Source organism: Chryseobacterium sp. MMS23-Vi53 (genome assembly GCF_047651245.1).
Classification (GTDB): Bacteria; Bacteroidota; Bacteroidia; order Flavobacteriales; family Weeksellaceae; genus Chryseobacterium.
Genome location: NZ_CP180265.1, coordinates 2,768,259 through 2,786,441 on the forward strand (window position 1 = coordinate 2,768,259; position 18,183 = coordinate 2,786,441).

The following is an 18,183-nucleotide window of genomic DNA, read 5'->3' on the forward strand; positions in this document are numbered from 1 at the left end:
AAAAGAGAATTTATTTATTATTAAAATCAATATCGTCGCTTGTATTCAAGTTTTCGTTGACGTTCTCCTCTTTTTTGCCTGAATTATTTTTCGGAGTGCTTGGTTCTACAGGTTTCGGATTTTTAATTTCATCGATGGTTTGCAATCCGCCATCGTCTCCGTATCCTGAACCTAATCCTTTAAGATTTGAACAACCGTCTTTCCATTCCGAAGGTTTCACAAACTTGTCATCTGGTGAAACACCAAGGCTCTTGTCTGCCCAAACTTTCTTCATATAAATTGCCCATATTGGCAAGGCCATTTTTGCACCCTGACCTTCTCCTGTTCCGAAGAAGTGAGTCGCTCTGTCTTCCCATCCAACCCAGGCTCCGGTTGCTAATTTAGGCGTAATTCCCATAAACCAACCATCGGAGTTATTCTGTGTTGTTCCTGTTTTACCGGCAATTTCAATATCTTTAGAAATTCCTTTTCTACCCAATTCTCCAGAAGCTGTACCGAATTGTGCTACACCTTTCATTAGTTCAATCATAGTGTAAGCATACATTGGGTTCATTACTTCTTTAGGATTTACATTTACTTCCTTGATAACTCTACCGTTTGCATCTTCAATTCTCCAGATCATTTCTGGTTTGTTGTAGTTTCCGTAGTTCGCGAAAGTACTGTAAGCACCCAACATTTCGTAAATCGTAATATCTGATGAACCTAAAGCAATCGTATTGTTTCTAGGAATTTCTTCTGTTACCCCAAGATCTCTTGCGGTCTGGATAACGGCATCAACACCTGTCATTTCAATCAATCTCGCTGCCACAGGGTTCTGAGAGTGTGCTAATGCATCTTTCAATGTAAGCATTCCTCCTCTTCCCGGAACATGCCATCCTTTATGATCGTAAGTTCCGTTGGATACCGCAGAGCAAGGAGTCATTCCCAATTTCATGATGGCAGTTGCATATACGAATGGCTTAAATGTTGAACCCACCTGTCTTTTTCCTTGTTTAATGTGGTCATACTGGAAGTGTTGCCAGTCGATACCTCCAACCCATGCTTTGATTTCACCTGTTCCAGGAACCATCGACATCAAACCTGCTTGTGCAATTTGCTTATGGTATCTGATAGAATCCCACGGAGACATTTCAACTTCTTCTTCTCCAGACCAAGTGAAACGGGATGTTTTAATCGGCTTTTTGAATTCAAGCATGATTGAATCTTCTGAAACTCCGGCAGCTTTCAATTGCTTGTAACGTCCGGTTCTCTTCATTGCCTGGACCATTACCTGATTGATTTGTTTGTCCGTCAAATAATAGAAAGGTCTGTTTTTTCTACCTCTTTGTTCCGCATCAAATCTTTTCTGAAGGTCCGTTAAGTGTTCCTTGATAGCTTCTTCTGCATACTTCTGCATTTTAGAATCAAGAGTCACATATATTTTTAAACCGTCTTTGTAAAGGTTTAATTTTTTACCGTTTTCTTTTTCGTAGTCTGCTAAATATTGATCTATTTCCTTTTTTAGATAAAATTTATAATATGCAGAATAATCATCATTAATATTTTTAATAGGATGATAATCCAAAACAATCGGAGTCGCAGTTGCTTTATCAAAAGTAGCCTGATCGATATAACCTGTTTTTAACATCTGATCCAATACAACATCCCTTCTAGTTTTTGCTCTTTCAGGGTTTCTCATCGGATTGTTCTTTACTGGATTTTCAAGCATTGCAACAAACATTGCTGCTTCCGGTAAAGTAAGTTCAGATGTTTTTTTATTGAAATAGATTTTTGAAGCCATTTCAATTCCGTTTGCATTGTATAAAAAGTCAAACTTGTTGAAATATAAAGTAACGATCTCTTCTTTGGTGTATCTTTTTTCAAGACTTACCGCAACAACCCATTCTTTCAGCTTTTGGAAAGCTCGCGAAATTTTATTTTGAGAAGCTCCGTTTGTAAAAAGTAATTTTGCTAACTGTTGTGTAATGGTAGAACCTCCACCACGACCACCACCAAAAACTACGGCTCTGGCAACAGACTGTAAGTCGATTCCTGAGTGTTCTTTGAAACGCTCATCTTCTTTAGCCTGTAAAGCATAAACAAGGAATGGTGGAAGATCTTTATAAATAATAGGCTGAGTTTTCTCTTTCTCAAACTTACCTAATAAAACTCCGTCCGAAGAATAGATTTCGGAAGCCACATAAATATCCGGATTTTCAAGTTCCTTTACATCGGGCATTTCTCCAAGAAAACCTTGAGAAACTGCGAAGAAAAGTCCTGAAATTCCTAAAACTACGGCAAAGAACCCGATCCAGATGAACGAGACCCATTTTTTCCAGCCTGTATTTTTCTTTTTAGGAGGAAGAGGAAAAGTTTTTCCTTTACTTCCTGCGTTTTGTTTGTTTTCTGCCATTTATGATTACGGTTTTGCCGTTTCTATTTTTACTCCAACATCCTCAATCCCTGGAAGATTGTCGTTTCTCATTGCTTGTGCAACGCCAATCTCATATTTTCCTTTTGCCGGAAATTTGTAATTCAACTTATATTGGAACAAAGTTTCCTTCGTGTCACCAAATCCTGTACCAAGCCATTCTCCGTTTGGTTTTGCAAGCACATAGTTTAAAGTATCTGTTTGCTTTTTCTTGCTTTGAAGGTCGGTGAAATTTACAATAAACCTGATATTGCTATAAGGATAATCGTTATTATTTCTTACAACAAATATAATATTTTTCGGATTTTGAGGGTCTGAAATTTCAAGATTAAATTTTTGTTCTCTCTTCTTATTCCATTTGTTATCAACGGAATTCATGTAAACTTCTCCTTCAGAGGAAGAATTACAGCTAAAGAAAAGGATGAGTGAAAATAATCCTAAAATTTTACGCATTGTTGTCTTTTTTTGGAGGAAACTTCTTTTTGAATTTCTTTTTGTTTGGGTTTGGTTTTTTCTCAGCATCAGAACTTGGAGCAGCATCTACTTTTTCCAACTGAGCTTTCGGCTGTTGAGGCTTTTGCTGTCTTGGTTGGTTGTTCGAATTAGCATTTGGGTTTTGGTTCTGAGGTCTTTCCTGCTTTTGTGGTCTCTCAGATCTTTCAGGTCGTTCATTTCTCTCAGGACGATCTTGTCTTTCAGGTCTGTTGCTGTTTTTCTTCGAACCTTGCTGATTGTTGTTATTCGGTCTGTTTTGATTCTGATTTCTATTCTTATTATTCCCTCTGCTTTTCTTCTCAAAACGATCCACATTATTCTCTTGAATCAAGTCGATGCTTGCAAAAGGAGTGTCTGGTTGTTTCAAATCTTCAAGAGGGAGCGTTTTTTCGCCGCGTTTGTTTTTTGCGATTAATTTTTTAACCAAATCAATATCAAAGTCATACCAAGCGATAGAACTATCGACATAAGCAAACCACATTTTCTTTTTGAAAACGTCGATTTTAATACAAAAAGCTCTTCCTTTTTCTGTATCCAAAGTGGTTGAAGAAGAAGGGAAGTGGCTTAAAGCATCTAAATAGCTGTCTAGTTCATAATTAAGACAACATTTAAGCTTACCACACTGTCCAGCCAGTTTTTGAGGGTTTATACTCAATTGCTGATATCTTGCAACGTTGGTGTTCACAGATCTGAAATCCGTCAACCAGGTCGAACAGCAAAGTTCTCTACCACAAGACCCGATACCGCCTACTTTTGCAGCTTCCTGTCTGAAACCGATCTGTTTCATATCGATTTTTGTACGGAAGGCTCCAGCGTAATCTTTGATTAACTGTCTGAAATCCACGCGATTATCAGCGGTGTAATAAAATGTAACTTTTGAAGCATCCCCTTGATACTCAACATCGGTGATCTTCATTTCAAGACCGATTCTGTGAGCTATCTTTCGAGCTTCTATTTTCACATTATCTTCTTTTTTTCGTACTTCCTGCCATACCTCAAGGTCTTTTTGGTTGGCTTGTCTGTATATTTTTAGGGCAGATTCTTCAGAAAATTTCTTCTTTTTCATCTGAATTTTTACCAATTCGCCGGTGAGACTTACCACACCTACATCGTGTCCGGGACTCGATTCTACTGTTACTACACTACCTATGTGTAATGGGATATTATTTACATTTTTAAAAAACGATTTTCTATCATTTTTAAATCTAACTTCCACAAAATCACACCTGTTTGGTGCGGGATTGTTGATGTTAGAAAGCCAGTCAAAAACACTTAATTTATAACTATTACCACAGGTATTTACATTTTCACAGCCATTCGCGGTCTTCTTGGGTCCGCAAGAATGTGCAGAATCGCCGGATGTTTTACATCCACAACTCATATATTATATGTTTAATTTGCAAATTTATGATTTTTATCTTTATGTGGTCTAAAATAATCAAATAATCGGGAATCGCTTTGTTTAATGTTAAACAAATTGTTATGTCGTTAACTTAATTTTTATTAAATATTTAATAATGATGATTTTAAGACGTATTTTGCTGAAAATGTTATTTTAAACATAATTTTCTTTGTTTAGAATGTTTAAAATTTTAAGAATTATTAACAGATGTAACTAAAATAATTTTATATTTGGGTTATATAATAATAGTCTATGAAAAAAATATTAGTATCAACTGCATTATTGGCAGGCGTTTTATCTTACGCAGGAGGTTTCAGAGTCTCTTTGCAAGGGGTGAAACAATTGGCAATGGCACATACTAGTGCTCATGCCGAAGATGCGAGTGTGACATTTTTTAACCCGGCGGGTATGTCATTCATTCCTTCGAAACTGAGTGTAGCAGTAGGAGGTTTCGCAGCAGGAAACAGCGTAACTTTTCAGAATACAAACACTCTGCAAAGTACAAAAACAGATAACCCTGTAGGAACTCCCTTTTATGCAGCGATTGCTTATAAACCGATTGAGAAATTATCTATTGGTCTAAGTGTTTCGACGCCGTTTGGTAGTACTATTGAATATCCTTACGATTGGGAAGGTAAAGAAATGGTTCAGAAACTTGAATTAAAAGCGTTCTATTTCCAGCCTATGATTTCTGTGAAAATGGCAGATTGGCTATCTTTTGGAGCAAGTTACATCTATGCAAGAGGAGATGTGAACTGGGATAAAGCCATTACTCAATTCGGAGGACAGCTTAATCTTGACAGTAAAGCAAGCGGACACGGTTACGGATTCGGTTTCTATTTCAGACCAGATCCGAAATTAGATGTAAGTATTGCTTACCGTTCTGCTGTTGATATGAAAGCTAAAAAAGGAAAAGCTACTTTCAACTTACCAAGCAGTGTTTATCCTTTATTAGGACTAAATGCAACAGGACAGGATGATTTCTCAGCAATGTTGCCTTTGGTAGAAGAATATACAATTGGTTTAACTTATAAAATTACTCCAAAGTGGTTGGTTTCGGCAGATTTCAACTATCACGGATGGTCTAGATATAGCCAGTTAACATTGGATTTTGCAAGCGCTCCGGTTGGAAACCAGGCGGATCCTACAGTTTTGGTTGCTCCTAAGAACTTCCAAAATACAAAAACATTCAGATTGGGAACTCAGTATGCGTTCTCTAATATGATCTATGGTCGTTTAGGTGCTTACTACGATGAGTCTCCTTATGGCGATAAAGATTTCATTCCGGAAACTCCTTCTTATGATACCTTCGTATTAACAGGTGGTGTTGGAATTAAATTTAAAAAATTCGGAGTGGACTTGGCAGGAGGATATGCAATGCCTAAAGCCAGAGACGTGAAAAATGATTACCTAGGTTTCTACGGACAATCCACAGCTACGGCGTTTTATGTAGGTCTAGGTTTATCTTATAATCCTTTTTAATTGACAGACTATGAAAAAAATTATAATTTCTACAATCGCAATTTCTGCGTTGCTTGTAACGACGGGTTGTAATCATGATTTTGATACAGACGTAAAAGACGTTGTCGTAACAAACGGAGAAGCGAATTTCTCTAAATATATCGCGTTAGGTAACTCATTAACTTCGGGTTACAGAGACGGTGCTCTTTACAGTGATGGACAAAATGAATCTTATCCATCCATGATTGCCGGGCAAATGAAACTTGCAGGTGGAGGAGATTTCAAACAGCCATTAATGCCGAATAATATTGGTGGATTCAATAACCTTCCTGGTTTTTCAGGAAAATATACACTTCAGGTTGTAGGAGGTTCTTTAACTCCGGTTCCAAGTGCTCCGGCGGCTGCTTTAGATAATGTATCTGCAGGAAGACCTTACCAAAACCTAGGGGTTCCGGGAGCAAAATCTTATCACTTAGTTGCTCCGGGATACGGAAGTGCAGCGGGACTATCAGCAGGAACTGCGAACCCTTATTTTGTCAGATTTGCTTCATCTGCAACAACTTCTGTTTTGGCTGATGCAATGTCTCAAGCGCCAACATTTTTCTCTCTTTGGATTGGAAGTAATGACGTTTTACTATATGCTACAAGTGGAGGAACAAACTCTTCAACTACAGGAGGTGTTACAACTTATACTCCTGCAACAGTTCAACCGGCAACGGCAAGTCCTGCGACGTATAAATCTAATGATATTTCAGATCCAAGCGTTGTAGCAGCTTCTATTAAGGGTGTTTTAGATGGTCTTAAAAACGTTGGAGCTACAAAAGGGGTTATTGCAAACGTACCTTATGTTACATCAATTCCTTATTTTACAACAGTTCCTTATAATCCTTTGACGCCGGCTGCTTTAGGTTCAAATTTAACGACACTTAATACAAGTTTATACGGACCGTTGAAACAGGCTCTTACTGCTTTTGGAGCAGGGGATAGAATTAATCTGCTTTCTGCAACTTCAAATAACCCTGTTTTAATTAAAGATGTGGCGCTTACAGATCTTTCTGCACAATTAACAGCAGCATTGACGCCTTCTTTGGGTGCTCCGACAGCGGCTGCATTTGGGCAAATCTTTGGACAGGCAAGACAGGCTACTTCAGAAGATTATATTCTTCTTACATCAAGTTCAGTAATTGGAACGGTTGCACCAGCTCCAGTACCATCTCCGGTGAATGTATATGGAATTTCTTATCCGCTTCAAAACCAACATGTTTTAACAAAAACTGAAGCTGGATATGTAAAAACAGCAATCGATGCGTACAATACATCAATTAAATCTTTAGCAGATACGTATGGTTTGGCATTTGTTGATGCGAAGGCTAAAATGTTAGAATTAAACGGAACTTCCGGAATATCTTATGATGGTGTAAAATACACAGCTAAATTCGTAAGCGGAGGAGCTTTCTCTCTGGACGGAGTTCACCTTACAGGTAGAGGATATGCAATTGTTGCGAATGAGTACATTAAGGCAATTAATGCGAAATACAAATCTACACTTCCATGGGTAGATGTAAATAAATATTCGGGAGTAAAATTCCCTTAATATTTGTATAAACAAAAACTTAGAAACCACAAGAGTAATTCTTGTGGTTTTTTTTTAAATTTGCAAAATCTTTAAAAAGTAAAAATGGCCGATCAGTTAACTTATCTATTTTCTACAAGAACCAGTATGGACTTGGCAGAGAAAATTGCTCAGAATTATGGGCAGGAATTAGGAAAAATCAACTTTCAGACATTCAGCGACGGGGAATTTGAGCCTGTTTTGGACGAATCTGTAAGAGGTGGAAGAGTTTTCTTAATTGGATCTACATTTCCTCCAGCAGACAATTTATTAGAGCTTCTTTTAATGATTGATGCTGCAAAAAGAGCTTCTGCTAAAAACATTACTGTTGTACTTCCTTATTTCGGACTTGCAAGACAAGACAGAAAAGATAAGCCAAGAGCACCCATCGGAGCGAAATTGGTTGCAAATCTTTTAACAGCAGCGGGGGCTACGAGAATCATGACAATGGATCTACACGCAGACCAAATTCAAGGGTTCTTCGAAATTCCGGTAGATCATTTATATGCTTCTACAATTTTCGTGGATTACATCAGAGAATTAAACCTTGAAAATCTTACCATTGCTTCTCCGGACATGGGAGGTGCAAAAAGAGCGAAAAACTATGCAGGTCACCTTGGTGCAGACGTCGTAATTGCTTATAAAGAAAGAAAAAAGGCAAACGTCGTGGAAGAGATGTTCCTAATCGGTGACGTTGTAGGAAAGAATGTTATTCTTATCGATGATATGATCGATACTGCAGGTACACTTTGCAAAGCGGCAGACATCTTAATGGAAAAAGGAGCAAAGTCTGTAAGAGCAATGGCAACTCACGGAGTACTTTCAGGCAAGGCTTACGATAATATTGAGAACTCAAAATTATTGGAAGTTATTGTAACTGACTCAATTCCTGTAAAAAATAATTTGTCATCTAAAATAAAAGTGCTATCTTGCGCCCCATTATTTGCGGACGTTATGAAGATGGTTCACGAGCACAGATCAATTAGCAGTAAGTTTGTTATTTAATTGATAATTAAAGTTTTGCAAATTAAAAAAGAAACAATTTTTTAAATTTTTTATAAATGAAATCTATTACAATTCAAGGTACAAAAAGAGAAAGCGTGGGCAAAAAGTCTACAAAAGCTTTACGTGATGCTGAATTAGTTCCTTGTGTTGTTTACGGAGGTGAAGCTCCTTTGAACTTCTCTGCAGAAGAGAAAGCATTCAAAGGTTTGGTATACACTCCTGAAGCACACACGGTATCTATTGAGGTTGATGGTCAAACAATTCCGGCTGTTCTTCAGGATATTCAGTTTCACCCGATTACAGACAAAATTCTTCACGCAGATTTCTATCAGTTAGCTGACGATAAGCCAGTTATCATGGAAGTTCCTGTAAGAATTACTGGACGTTCTAAAGGTGTTGTAGCTGGTGGTGTTCTTCGTCAGTCTTTCAGAAAACTAAAAGTAAAAGCTATTCCTGCTAACTTGCCAGATGAGATCGTTGTAGATGTTACTCCATTAAGAATCGGTAACAAACTTTACATCGGAGCTATCAAAACAGAAGGATATTCTTTCATGCACCCAGACAATGCAGTTGTTGTAGCTGTTAAGATGTCTAGAAATGCAATGAAAGGTGGTGCAGCAATGCAGGATGATGAGGATGAAGAAGAAGGTGCAACTGAAGAAGGAGCAGCTCCAGCAGCAGAAGAAACAACTGCAGCAGAATAAGGATTACTTATTTAAAAATATGAAACCTGTCAATTTTTTTGGCAGGTTTTTTTATGATTAAAAATTATTAGTTAAATAATCTTAGCGACCTTCTATAAGTGAAACGCCTTTGTGGTCCTAAAAAAATAAAGTAATCAAAAAAAGCTTAGTGATATTTGTGTTCAAAAAAAGCAAATTTATTTAAATGATTTTCATAGCTATCATTCGCTGAGTGAAACGCCTTAGCGAGCAAAAAATAGTCAAATAAAATTATTCATCCTTAGTGACCTTTAGCGTTAAAAAGCGTAAAAATATATTTCACATCGAATCTTTCTATCAGTCAACAACAATCAACCCTCCATCACAATCCGAAAAAAAGCCGTAAATTTGAAGAGTTCTAAATAAGAACGTTTTAATTTAAAATTTTAATAAATGTTTGACATTCAGGAAATCAGAAGTCAGTTTTCTATATTAGACAGGCAGGTGAACGGTAAGCCTTTGGTTTACTTAGATAATGCAGCGACATCTCAAAAACCAAATTCAGTTTTGGAAGTTTGGAACAAATATTATACAGAGCTAAACGCCAACGTACATAGAGGAATTCATACATTAAGTCAGCTTGCAACAGAAGAAATGGAGCTTTCGAGAAGAAAAATCCAGAAATTCATTAATGCAAAACATGATTTTGAAGTCATTTTTACAAAAGGAACTACAGAAGGTTTAAACCTCATCGCTTATATTTTAACTCAAAAATTAAAAAAAGACGATGAAATTATCATTTCTTATCTAGAACATCACTCAAATATTGTTCCGTGGCAAATGCTTTGTGAAAGAACGGGGGCAAAATTAAGAGTCATTCCAATCGACGAAAATGGAATTTTGCAGCTCGATAAATTCGACGAATTCTTAAGTGAAAAGACAAAGGTTGTTTCTGTAAATCAGGTTTCTAATGCCTTAGGAATTGTGAATCCTATTGATGAAATTATTTCAAAAACAAGAAAAAATTCAAACGCATATATTGTAATCGACGGAGCACAATCTGCACCGCATTTCACAATCGATGTTCAAAAAATGGACTGCGATTTCTTTGTTTTCTCAGGTCATAAGATGTACGCTCCAATGGGAACTGGAATTTTATACGGAAAGCAGGAAATTCTTGAGGATTTACCTCCATTTCACGGAGGAGGAGAGATGATTGCAACATGTTCTTTTGATGGAACAACTTACGCAGGTTTACCTTTTAAATATGAAGCTGGAACACCAAACGTAGGTGGAAATATTGCTTTGGGAGCTGCCGTGGATTTCATTCAGAAAGTAGGTCAGGAGAATATTCAAAACCATGAAAATGCTTTGTTAGAATATGCCCAGAGACATCTTTTAGAATTGAATGGAATTAAAATTTATGGTGAAAAAGCCAACAGAACGGGTGTTGTTTCTTTCAATCTTGAAGGAATCGGAATTGCTTCCGATGTTGGAATGATCTTAGATAAATTGGGTGTTGCGGTAAGAACCGGACATCACTGTACTCAACCAATCATGGACTTCTTCAATATTGCAGGAACTGTAAGAGCAAGTTTTGCGGTTTACAATACTTTTGAAGAAATTGATATTTTGGTTGAAGGTGTAAAAAAAGCACAACGTATGTTAAGTTAAAAAGAATTAAATAAATAATTTGTGAAAATCACCTCTGAAATTTCAGAGGTGATTTTTTTATAGTGTCTAAATCACTGATAATGAATATTATTATGATTTATTGTGTTTTTAGTTAAAATAATTCACTAATTTTAAACTACCAAACAAAAAATATTACCATGAAGAAACAATTACTATTATTGTTGCTTGCCAGCGGAATGGCAGGTGCACAAGTGTTTTCCGAAAATTTTAACGGAGGATCGTTACCTACGGGATGGACGGTAAATAATCCGGATACAACTTACAATTGGGCAGTGGGTAGCCAATCTGGCTTTGCGACCTTCCCAAGTGGTGCGGCGTTTTTTGATGACGACGATGCAGGACCAACTGGCGTTAATACCAATGCGAGGTTGATTTCTCCGGTTATCAATCTTGTCGGTGTTTCGAGTCCGAAGTTGTCATTTAAATATGCCAATATGATTTACGATCTGAATTCTTCAATCACTGTTGAGGCTTTCAATGGAACGTCTTGGGTTCAGGTATTTACAACTTCCGGAGATTCCGGGCAATGGGGAATTGATTTTAATACATTTATGTATGTAGTGGAATCTTACGATGATGCAACAAATATAGATTTAACACCATATATCAATGCCAATTTTCAGCTTAGATTCATCTATAACGATGCGGGAGATTATTCTTACGGGGCAGTAATTGATGATCTTGTGATTACCTCAAGCAATGTCTTAGCTACATCAGATGTTTCTCTTGAAAACAAACTACAAGTATATCCAAATCCTGTAAAAGACAATCTTTACATTAAATCTGATTTAAGATCAAACGCAAAAGTTTCCGTAATCGATATGTCTGGAAAATTAGTGAAAACATTCACTGGAAAATCGGATTCATATAATTTATCAGACCTTCCAAAAGGAGCTTACATGATTCTCATTGATGAAGGTAAAGAAACGATTAGAAAAAAAATTATAAAACAATAATAGACAAAGCTTCTGAATTTTCAGGAGCTTTTTTATTTGGAGCTATTTCCTGCTCTCCGCACTCGCTATTTTTTAGTTTTCGGGGCGGCGCGGCTTTGCCGCGCCGCCCCGAAAACTAAAAAATGAGCTCAAACAGTTGCTGCGATCAGGGCTAGGGTCGCAGTCCAAAATTCAGCATCAGGAAAATATCGGCAAAGTTTGTCATGCCGGAAGCATCTAAGCGTGATATTATAAATAAAAAGTATTAGAATGAATTAAAAATAGATATTAACAATAAATCAAATTTAAAAATCCGTACTAAAGAATTGTCGTACAAGGACTAATTTTGTTCGGTCAAAATTTAATTTATGGAATTAATAGAAAAACTGAACTGGAGATTTGCAACCAAAGCAATGAATGGTCAAAAAGTACCACAGGAAAAAGTGGATAAAATATTGGAAGCAGCTAGATTAGCACCAACATCTAGCGGACTCCAGCCTTTCGAAATCCTTGTGATTACCAATCAGGAAATCAAAGAACAGATCAAGCCGCATGCTTGGAATCAGCCGCAGATTACGGATTGTTCGCACCTTTTGGTTTTCGCAGCCTGGGATAACTATACAGAAGAAAGAATCAACAAAATGTTTGATCTTACGAACGATATCAGAGGTTTCAAAAACGAAGGTTGGGAAAATTACAGACAGATGTTGTTGGGAACGTATCCTCAAAGATCTGCTGAAGAAAACTTCACACACGCTGCAAAACAAGCTTATATTTCTTTCGGGGCGGCAATTATCGCAGCAGCTTTCGAAGAAGTAGATTCTACACCAATGGAAGGTTTCGTACCGGAGGAAGTAGATAAAATTTTAAACTTAAAAGAAAAAGGTCTGAAAAGCGTTCTATTGTTGCCAATTGGTTACAGAGACGCATCAAACGACTGGTTGGTGAACCTTACGAAAGTAAGAAAACCAAAAGAAGATTTCGTTACAGAAATCAACTAATTATTAATTATTTTACTCAAAAAAACACCCTTTCAATTTTCTGGAAGGGTGTTTGTATTTTATGTAAAGCAGAAAAATCTGAGTTATCCGCAAAATCTGTGAGAATTAAAATTCAACAGTCGGTTTCCACTCAACAACCGCTCTAATAAACGCCTCCGCATTTTCAACAGGAATATTAGGCAAAATTCCGTGTCCTAAATTCGCGATATATCTGTCTTTTCCAAAACGGTTAATCATTTCCGTTACCATTTTTTTGATCGTTTCAGGCGTAGAATGTAATCTCGCAGGATCAAAATTCCCCTGAAGAGTCATGGTGTGATTCGTCAAAGTTCTTGCGAACTCAGGTTGGATCGTCCAGTCAACTCCCAAAGCCGAAACTGGTGACTGAGCCATATCTTCCAATGCAAACCAACATCCTTTTCCGAAAACAACAACGTGAGTCAACGGACTTAATGCTTCAACAATTTGGTTGATATATTTCCAAGAAAATTCCTGATAATCTGCTGGAGATAGCATTCCTCCCCAGGAATCGAAAACCTGAACGGCAGAAACGCCCTTTTCAACTTTTCTTTTCAGATAAGCGATTGTTGTATCGGTAATTTTTTGCAATAACAAATGTGCAGCTTCTGGTTGTGTGAAGCAGAAAGATTTAGCAATATCAAAAGCTTTGCTTCCTTTTCCTTCCACGCAATAGCAAAGAATCGTCCAAGGAGAACCTGCAAAACCAATCAATGGAATTTCGTTGTCTAATTTTTGTAAAGTCAGTTCAATCGCATCAAAAACGTATCCTAAAGTATCATTCACATCCGGAACGATTACATTCTGAACATCTTCCATTGTTCTGATCGGATTATCCAACCACGGACCAACAGATTCTTTCATTTTGAAATCAATTCCCATCGCTTGTGGAACCACCAGAATATCGGAGAACAGAATTGCTGCATCCAACGGAAATCTTCTGATTGGCTGTACTGTGATCTCAGAAGCCAATTCCGGAGTCTGACATCTTGTAAAGAAATCGTATTTATCACGTAACGCAATGAATTCCGGTAAATATCTTCCGGCCTGTCTCATCATCCAAACGGGGGGTCTTTCTACGGTTTCTCCGCGAAGTGCTTTTAAGTATAGGTCGTTTTTAATCATAACTTTATTAGACTAGCATTGCCACGAATGACAATTAAAATATATCAATTTTTGTTTAAAATTTCCTTCTTTATTAAATTCAAAACAGACATTAGATTGTTCCCTTCTGAAACTAAAATCGGTTGTGAAGTATACTTTCTCAGTTCATTGGCAGTCGTTTCACCAATAGAAACGAGAGTGGTATCCTCAAAGGAATTTCGATTTGCAAAACTACGAACTCCGCTCGGACTAAAAAATACGCTAACATGATATTTTTCAGTTATCAAAGGATTGATTTCCTCGGTGTTGTAGATCGTGATTTTTTTATATCTGATATTTTGGAGGGGTAATTTTCTGTCAAGCACGTCCAATGCCATGTTTCCGCAGAAGTGTAGGAAATTTTCGTGCTGACAGTTTCCAATAATGAATTTGGAAAGAGTCTCGGCATTTTTCAAAACTTTAAAAGTTCCGAAACCATTTTTTCTTAATTCTCGTTTTGTCTTTTCGCCAACACAATAGATTTTATTATAATTTTTCGCCGTAAAATCTTCGTTGGGTTGAAAACCGTTTTGAAAAAAAGAAGTCACTCCATTTACGCTGGTAAAAATCAAAGAATAATTTTTAAGGTCAAATGGGGCTGTTTTTATAGAATTGGTCTTTATTACCTCAACACAATCGACCAAAATATCCTCTCCTAATTCTTTGGATATAATGGCTCGGTCTATATTTTTGGTAAATAAGATTTTCATGTTTTGAGGCTTGAAGAAAGAAGCTGGGGGATGGAAGTTTTAAATCTGATTTTTAATTTCAGCCATCAATTCTTTACCGCCGTTTTCGAGAACAGCTTTCGCAAACTTTTCTCCAAAATTTTCTTCATTATTATATACAAAACTTTCGTCTGTTGCAATGCTGTTTTTACCGTCCAATGAACAAAGTGCTGCCTTGAAACGGATCTGATCTTCGAAAAGCTCGGCGAAAGCTCCAATTGGTGCTGTGCAGCCTCCTTCCAAAGTGCTTAGGAAATTTCTTTCCATCTCTACACAGATCTGGGTTTTTTCGTGGTTGGTAAATTGTTTTAAAATCTGGTTGATTTCAGTTTTTTCAGAATGTCCTGCCACAGCAATCACACCTTGCGACGGAGCCGGAATTAAAAACGGAAGCATTTCATAATCGATGTCCATTTTCATTCTTTTAATTCCTGCCAAAGACAAAATCGTTGCATCAAAATCTCCTTCTTCTAATTTTTGAAGACGTGTCTGAATATTTCCACGAATATCTGAAAATTCGGCGTGAGGAAAATTTTTAAGCCAGAAAGCTCTTCTTCTCAAACTGCTTGTCGCCAATTTCAGTTCGTGAAGTTCTTTATTTTTTGCAGATTCTTTTCGGATCAATACATCTTGAGGAAAATCTCTTTCCAGATAAGAAACGATCTCAAGATTTTCGGGAAGCTTCGTTGGTACATCCTTTAAAGAATGTACAGCGATATCGATTTCGTTATTTAATAATGCAGTATCAAGATCTCTTGTGAAAACTCCCGTAATTCCTAAAGAATAAAGCGGTTGTGTAAGATTTTTATCGCCCGAAGATACGATCGGAACGATTTCCGTTAAATAATTATTGTTTTGAAGGTGTCTCGCAACTTCTCTTGCCTGCCAAAGTGCCAATGCAGAATTTCTGGTTCCGATTCTAATGCTTTTCATTGAATTCGTTGTTTGGTTGTTCAACTAATATTTCGTGCATTAATTTACTAATTTCTTCGGCTTTTAAAGGATTATCGATGATATATTTTGCAAAACGGTTGGTAATTTTCTGAATCATTTTATCGGAAAGTTCCATATCCGTGATGTTTATATATTTATTTTTTTTGTAAAAATTATGCATTTCGTTGCGTTCCATGTTTTTTAAAACCGCTTTGAAATGATGAATGTTGGGTGCTAGCCTTCTTTTTTTCTCCCATTCAATGAAATCTTTCGTCATTTCTTTAATGATCATTTCAGCCTTTGGGATTTCTTTTTCTCTTTGCTGAATGGTATGCTGAATTTGTTTTGAAAGCTCATCAACATCAATCAGGGTTACGTTTTCATTTTCCATTACGTTTTTATCAACGTTATTTGGAATTGAAAGATCGATTACCAAAGTTTCCTTTCCGTTTGGGAAATGAGATTTATTCACGATCGGATGTCTTGCCCCGGTTGCAACAATTAAAATATCGGTTTCGCTGAGCTCTTTATTAAAATCAGCATAATCGATATGAGGAATATTGTATTTCTCCGAAATTTTTGCTGCTGTTTCCTGAGTTCTGTTGGCGATTTTAATTTTTGGCTGATAAACATGTTTTACCAAATTTTCAACCGTGTTTTGTCCGATTTCACCAACGCCAAGCAAAAGAATATTTTTTTCGGTAATTCTTTTTTGATTGTTTAAAATATAATGAACTGCCGCGTAAGAAACAGAAGCTGCACCGTTGGAAATTCCTGTTTCGTTTTTAATTCTTTTCGAAATCTGAATCGCGGAATTGATGGATCTTTCTAAAAAAGGATTCGAATTTTTTCTTTCTCTTTTAAAGCGGGCGTATGCTTTTTTGATCTGTCCGATGATTTCAAAATCCCCGATGATCTGGCTTTCCAAACCTGCTGCTACTCGGAAAAGATGTGTTAAAGCTTCTTCTTTCGTTAAAATATTAGCAAACTGTAAAAAATCCATCAGATTTACCCCAATGGTTTTACAATATTCTTCGGCAACCAAAAGGTAATTGGGAGATGTGGTGTAGATTTCGGTTCTGTTACAAGTAGAAACCACGAAAGCATCTCCTAAATCTTCATCATGAATTCGGCTAACAAAATTTTTGATATTTTCATCAAAAAATGCGAATTTACCTCTCGTCTCCACATCAGCTTTCTCGAAACTGATGGAAAGTACCGCAAAATTCGACGTTTGATGGATGTTGGAATACTGTAACATAAGCGGAGCAAATTTACGTTTTTTTTCATAAATCGTTTTCTGATAATGTATATGATAATTATCGTAAAAAACTATTTTGGGATGGTTCTAAATAACTTTCGAAGCGGTAAGAAAAGTTAAAATTTTAAATGATATTTTAACACTTTTAGTATATCATAAAAGTAAAAACATCTCACTTTGGTGTGACCGAAAAGTTTCGGTTTGCTAGAAACTGCTTCCAGCCTGTAAATATCTTAATTCCGGTTGAAATCACAGCCTGTAAATGCTTAAAGTAAAAGTTAATAAGTTCTTGCAAATTTTAATAAAATTTTAACCAAATTATCTGCTCGCGGAATTTCTTTAGTAGCCTTAAATTTATATCTTTGTAACTCTTTAAAAAATCAGAAGTAAAAAGTATGAGTTTATTCGATATGTTTACGCAAGAGATTGCGATAGACCTTGGTACTGCCAACACCCTTATCATCCATAATAACAAAATTGTTATAGATCAGCCTTCAATTGTTGCAATTGAGCGTTCTACGGGTAGACCGATTGCCGTCGGCGAGCAGGCAAAACATATGCAGGGTAAAACTCATGAGGATATTAAAACAATTCGTCCGTTGAAAGATGGGGTAATTGCGGATTTCCACGCTTCTGAACACATGATTAAAGAATTTATCAAAAAAATTCCAGGAATTAAAGGTAAATTCATTCAGCCTGCGCTAAGAATCGTGATCTGTATTCCTTCCGGTATTACTGAGGTTGAAAAAAGAGCTGTAAGAGATTCTGCTCAGAAAGTAAATGCAAAAGAAGTTCGTTTGATTTACGAACCAATGGCTGCCGCAATTGGGGTTGGAATCGATGTACAAAAACCTGAGGGTAACATGATTATCGACATAGGTGGTGGTACTACAGAGATTGCTGTGGTTGCTTTGGGAGGTATTGTTTGCGACAAATCTGTAAAAATTGCAGGTGACGTATTTACAAACGATATCGCTTATTACCTGAGAACTCACCACAACCTTTACATCGGAGAAAGAACTGCAGAAAGAATCAAAATCGAAGTGGGTTCTGCTGTTGAAGATCTTGATGTTGATATTGAAGATATTCCGGTACAAGGTAGAGACCTTATCACGGGTAAGCCAAAAGAAATTATGGTTGGGTACAAAGAGATTGCAAGAGCATTGGACAAATCGATCATTAGAATTGAAGATGCGGTAATGGAAACTCTTTCTCTTACTCCTCCGGAATTGGCTGCGGATATTTACAAAACAGGTATTTATCTTGCTGGTGGAGGTGCCTTATTGAGAGGTCTTGCGGACAGATTACACAAGAAAACCGGTCTTCCTGTATTTGTTGCAGAAGATCCGTTGAGAGCTGTAGTTCGCGGAACAGGTATCGCACTTAAGAATATGGATAAATTCAATTTCTTAATTAAATAAT

At 36.8% G+C, this 18,183-nt stretch carries 15 protein-coding genes; 8 read left to right on the forward strand and 7 right to left on the reverse strand.

The window, feature by feature from the left end; all coding sequences use genetic code 11:
* Positions 1–10: 10 nt before the first annotated feature.
* The 3 genes from ACKX2A_RS12390 to ACKX2A_RS12400 are packed head-to-tail and all read right to left on the reverse strand — an operon-like array spanning position 11 to position 4,286.
* Positions 11–2,392, reverse strand: coding sequence for a penicillin-binding protein 1A (locus ACKX2A_RS12390; protein WP_415325019.1), 2,382 nt, complete (start codon positions 2,390–2,392; stop codon positions 11–13).
* Positions 2,393–2,398: 6 nt separating this feature from the next.
* Positions 2,399–2,863: a gliding motility lipoprotein GldH gene (locus tag ACKX2A_RS12395; protein ID WP_415325020.1), complete on the reverse strand. Its 465-nt coding sequence runs from the start codon at positions 2,861–2,863 to the stop codon at positions 2,399–2,401.
* Complete coding sequence (locus ACKX2A_RS12400; protein WP_415325022.1) at positions 2,856–4,286, reverse strand: PSP1 domain-containing protein; 1,431 nt, start codon at positions 4,284–4,286, stop codon at positions 2,856–2,858. Before ACKX2A_RS12400 ends, ACKX2A_RS12395 begins: the two co-directional genes overlap by 8 nt.
* A 273-nt stretch (positions 4,287–4,559) precedes the next feature.
* Here ACKX2A_RS12400 and ACKX2A_RS12405 point away from each other — a divergent pair, with 273 nt between their 5' ends.
* The 7 genes from ACKX2A_RS12405 to ACKX2A_RS12435 all read left to right on the forward strand — a co-directional run bounded on the left by ACKX2A_RS12405 (position 4,560) and on the right by ACKX2A_RS12435 (position 12,678).
* A complete protein-coding gene (locus ACKX2A_RS12405) occupies positions 4,560–5,789 on the forward strand; it encodes an OmpP1/FadL family transporter (protein WP_415325024.1) in 1,230 nt (409 codons plus the stop codon).
* A 10-nt stretch (positions 5,790–5,799) separates the two neighbouring features.
* Positions 5,800–7,362, forward strand: coding sequence for a G-D-S-L family lipolytic protein (locus ACKX2A_RS12410; RefSeq protein ID WP_415325026.1), 1,563 nt, complete (start codon positions 5,800–5,802; stop codon positions 7,360–7,362).
* A gap of 84 nt (positions 7,363–7,446) precedes the next feature.
* Positions 7,447–8,385: a ribose-phosphate pyrophosphokinase gene (locus ACKX2A_RS12415; RefSeq protein WP_415325028.1), complete on the forward strand. Its 939-nt coding sequence runs from the start codon at positions 7,447–7,449 to the stop codon at positions 8,383–8,385.
* Between the two features lie 56 nt (positions 8,386–8,441).
* Positions 8,442–9,089, forward strand: a complete 648-nt coding sequence (locus tag ACKX2A_RS12420; RefSeq protein WP_415325029.1) for a 50S ribosomal protein L25/general stress protein Ctc — start codon at positions 8,442–8,444, stop codon at positions 9,087–9,089.
* Between the two features lie 411 nt (positions 9,090–9,500).
* Positions 9,501–10,721 carry an aminotransferase class V-fold PLP-dependent enzyme gene (locus ACKX2A_RS12425; protein ID WP_415325031.1) on the forward strand — a complete coding sequence of 407 codons (1,221 nt, stop codon included), beginning with the start codon at positions 9,501–9,503 and terminating at the stop codon, positions 10,719–10,721.
* 158 nt (positions 10,722–10,879) lie between these two features.
* Complete coding sequence (locus ACKX2A_RS12430) at positions 10,880–11,698, forward strand: T9SS type A sorting domain-containing protein (protein WP_415325033.1); 819 nt, start codon at positions 10,880–10,882, stop codon at positions 11,696–11,698.
* Between the two features lie 347 nt (positions 11,699–12,045).
* Positions 12,046–12,678 carry an NAD(P)H-dependent oxidoreductase gene (locus ACKX2A_RS12435; RefSeq protein WP_415325035.1) on the forward strand — a complete coding sequence of 211 codons (633 nt, stop codon included), beginning with the start codon at positions 12,046–12,048 and terminating at the stop codon, positions 12,676–12,678.
* 105 nt (positions 12,679–12,783) lie between these two features.
* On the opposite strand, the gene hemE is transcribed toward ACKX2A_RS12435, so the two are convergent.
* Genes hemE through hemA form a run of 4 tightly spaced genes read right to left on the reverse strand, consistent with a single transcriptional unit; the run spans position 12,784 to position 16,761 of the window.
* The gene (gene hemE / locus ACKX2A_RS12440; protein WP_415325037.1) at positions 12,784–13,821 is read right to left on the reverse strand and encodes a uroporphyrinogen decarboxylase; all 1,038 of its coding nucleotides are present in this window, start codon (positions 13,819–13,821) and stop codon (positions 12,784–12,786) included.
* A gap of 44 nt (positions 13,822–13,865) precedes the next feature.
* On the reverse strand, positions 13,866–14,549 hold the full coding sequence (locus ACKX2A_RS12445) for a uroporphyrinogen-III synthase (RefSeq protein ID WP_415325039.1): 684 nt from the start codon (positions 14,547–14,549) through the stop codon (positions 13,866–13,868).
* A 39-nt stretch (positions 14,550–14,588) separates the two neighbouring features.
* A complete protein-coding gene (hemC, locus tag ACKX2A_RS12450) occupies positions 14,589–15,500 on the reverse strand; it encodes a hydroxymethylbilane synthase (RefSeq protein WP_415325041.1) in 912 nt (303 codons plus the stop codon).
* Complete coding sequence (gene hemA / locus ACKX2A_RS12455) at positions 15,487–16,761, reverse strand: glutamyl-tRNA reductase (RefSeq protein WP_415325043.1); 1,275 nt, start codon at positions 16,759–16,761, stop codon at positions 15,487–15,489. Before hemA ends, hemC begins: the two co-directional genes overlap by 14 nt.
* 395 nt (positions 16,762–17,156) lie before the next feature.
* On the opposite strand from hemA, the gene ACKX2A_RS12460 reads away from it, so the two are divergent.
* Positions 17,157–18,182, forward strand: coding sequence for a rod shape-determining protein (locus ACKX2A_RS12460; protein WP_027381028.1), 1,026 nt, complete (start codon positions 17,157–17,159; stop codon positions 18,180–18,182).
* Position 18,183 lies beyond the last annotated feature (1 nt).

Bases quoted from the DNA above. Each gene is read 5' to 3' on its own strand.
- ACKX2A_RS12390 (WP_415325019.1), bottom strand. From the start codon at position 2,392: ATGGCAGAAAACAAACAAAACGCAGGAAGTAAAGGAAAAACTTTTCCT.
- ACKX2A_RS12395 (WP_415325020.1), bottom strand. From the start codon at position 2,863: ATGCGTAAAATTTTAGGATTATTTTCACTCATCCTTTTCTTTAGCTGT.
- ACKX2A_RS12400 (WP_415325022.1), bottom strand. From the start codon at position 4,286: ATGAGTTGTGGATGTAAAACATCCGGCGATTCTGCACATTCTTGCGGA.
- ACKX2A_RS12405 (WP_415325024.1), top strand. From the start codon at position 4,560: ATGAAAAAAATATTAGTATCAACTGCATTATTGGCAGGCGTTTTATCT.
- ACKX2A_RS12410 (WP_415325026.1), top strand. From the start codon at position 5,800: ATGAAAAAAATTATAATTTCTACAATCGCAATTTCTGCGTTGCTTGTA.
- ACKX2A_RS12415 (WP_415325028.1), top strand. From the start codon at position 7,447: ATGGCCGATCAGTTAACTTATCTATTTTCTACAAGAACCAGTATGGAC.
- ACKX2A_RS12420 (WP_415325029.1), top strand. From the start codon at position 8,442: ATGAAATCTATTACAATTCAAGGTACAAAAAGAGAAAGCGTGGGCAAA.
- ACKX2A_RS12425 (WP_415325031.1), top strand. From the start codon at position 9,501: ATGTTTGACATTCAGGAAATCAGAAGTCAGTTTTCTATATTAGACAGG.
- ACKX2A_RS12430 (WP_415325033.1), top strand. From the start codon at position 10,880: ATGAAGAAACAATTACTATTATTGTTGCTTGCCAGCGGAATGGCAGGT.
- ACKX2A_RS12435 (WP_415325035.1), top strand. From the start codon at position 12,046: ATGGAATTAATAGAAAAACTGAACTGGAGATTTGCAACCAAAGCAATG.
- hemE (WP_415325037.1), bottom strand. From the start codon at position 13,821: ATGATTAAAAACGACCTATACTTAAAAGCACTTCGCGGAGAAACCGTA.
- ACKX2A_RS12445 (WP_415325039.1), bottom strand. From the start codon at position 14,549: ATGAAAATCTTATTTACCAAAAATATAGACCGAGCCATTATATCCAAA.
- hemC (WP_415325041.1), bottom strand. From the start codon at position 15,500: ATGAAAAGCATTAGAATCGGAACCAGAAATTCTGCATTGGCACTTTGG.
- hemA (WP_415325043.1), bottom strand. From the start codon at position 16,761: ATGTTACAGTATTCCAACATCCATCAAACGTCGAATTTTGCGGTACTT.
- ACKX2A_RS12460 (WP_027381028.1), top strand. From the start codon at position 17,157: ATGAGTTTATTCGATATGTTTACGCAAGAGATTGCGATAGACCTTGGT.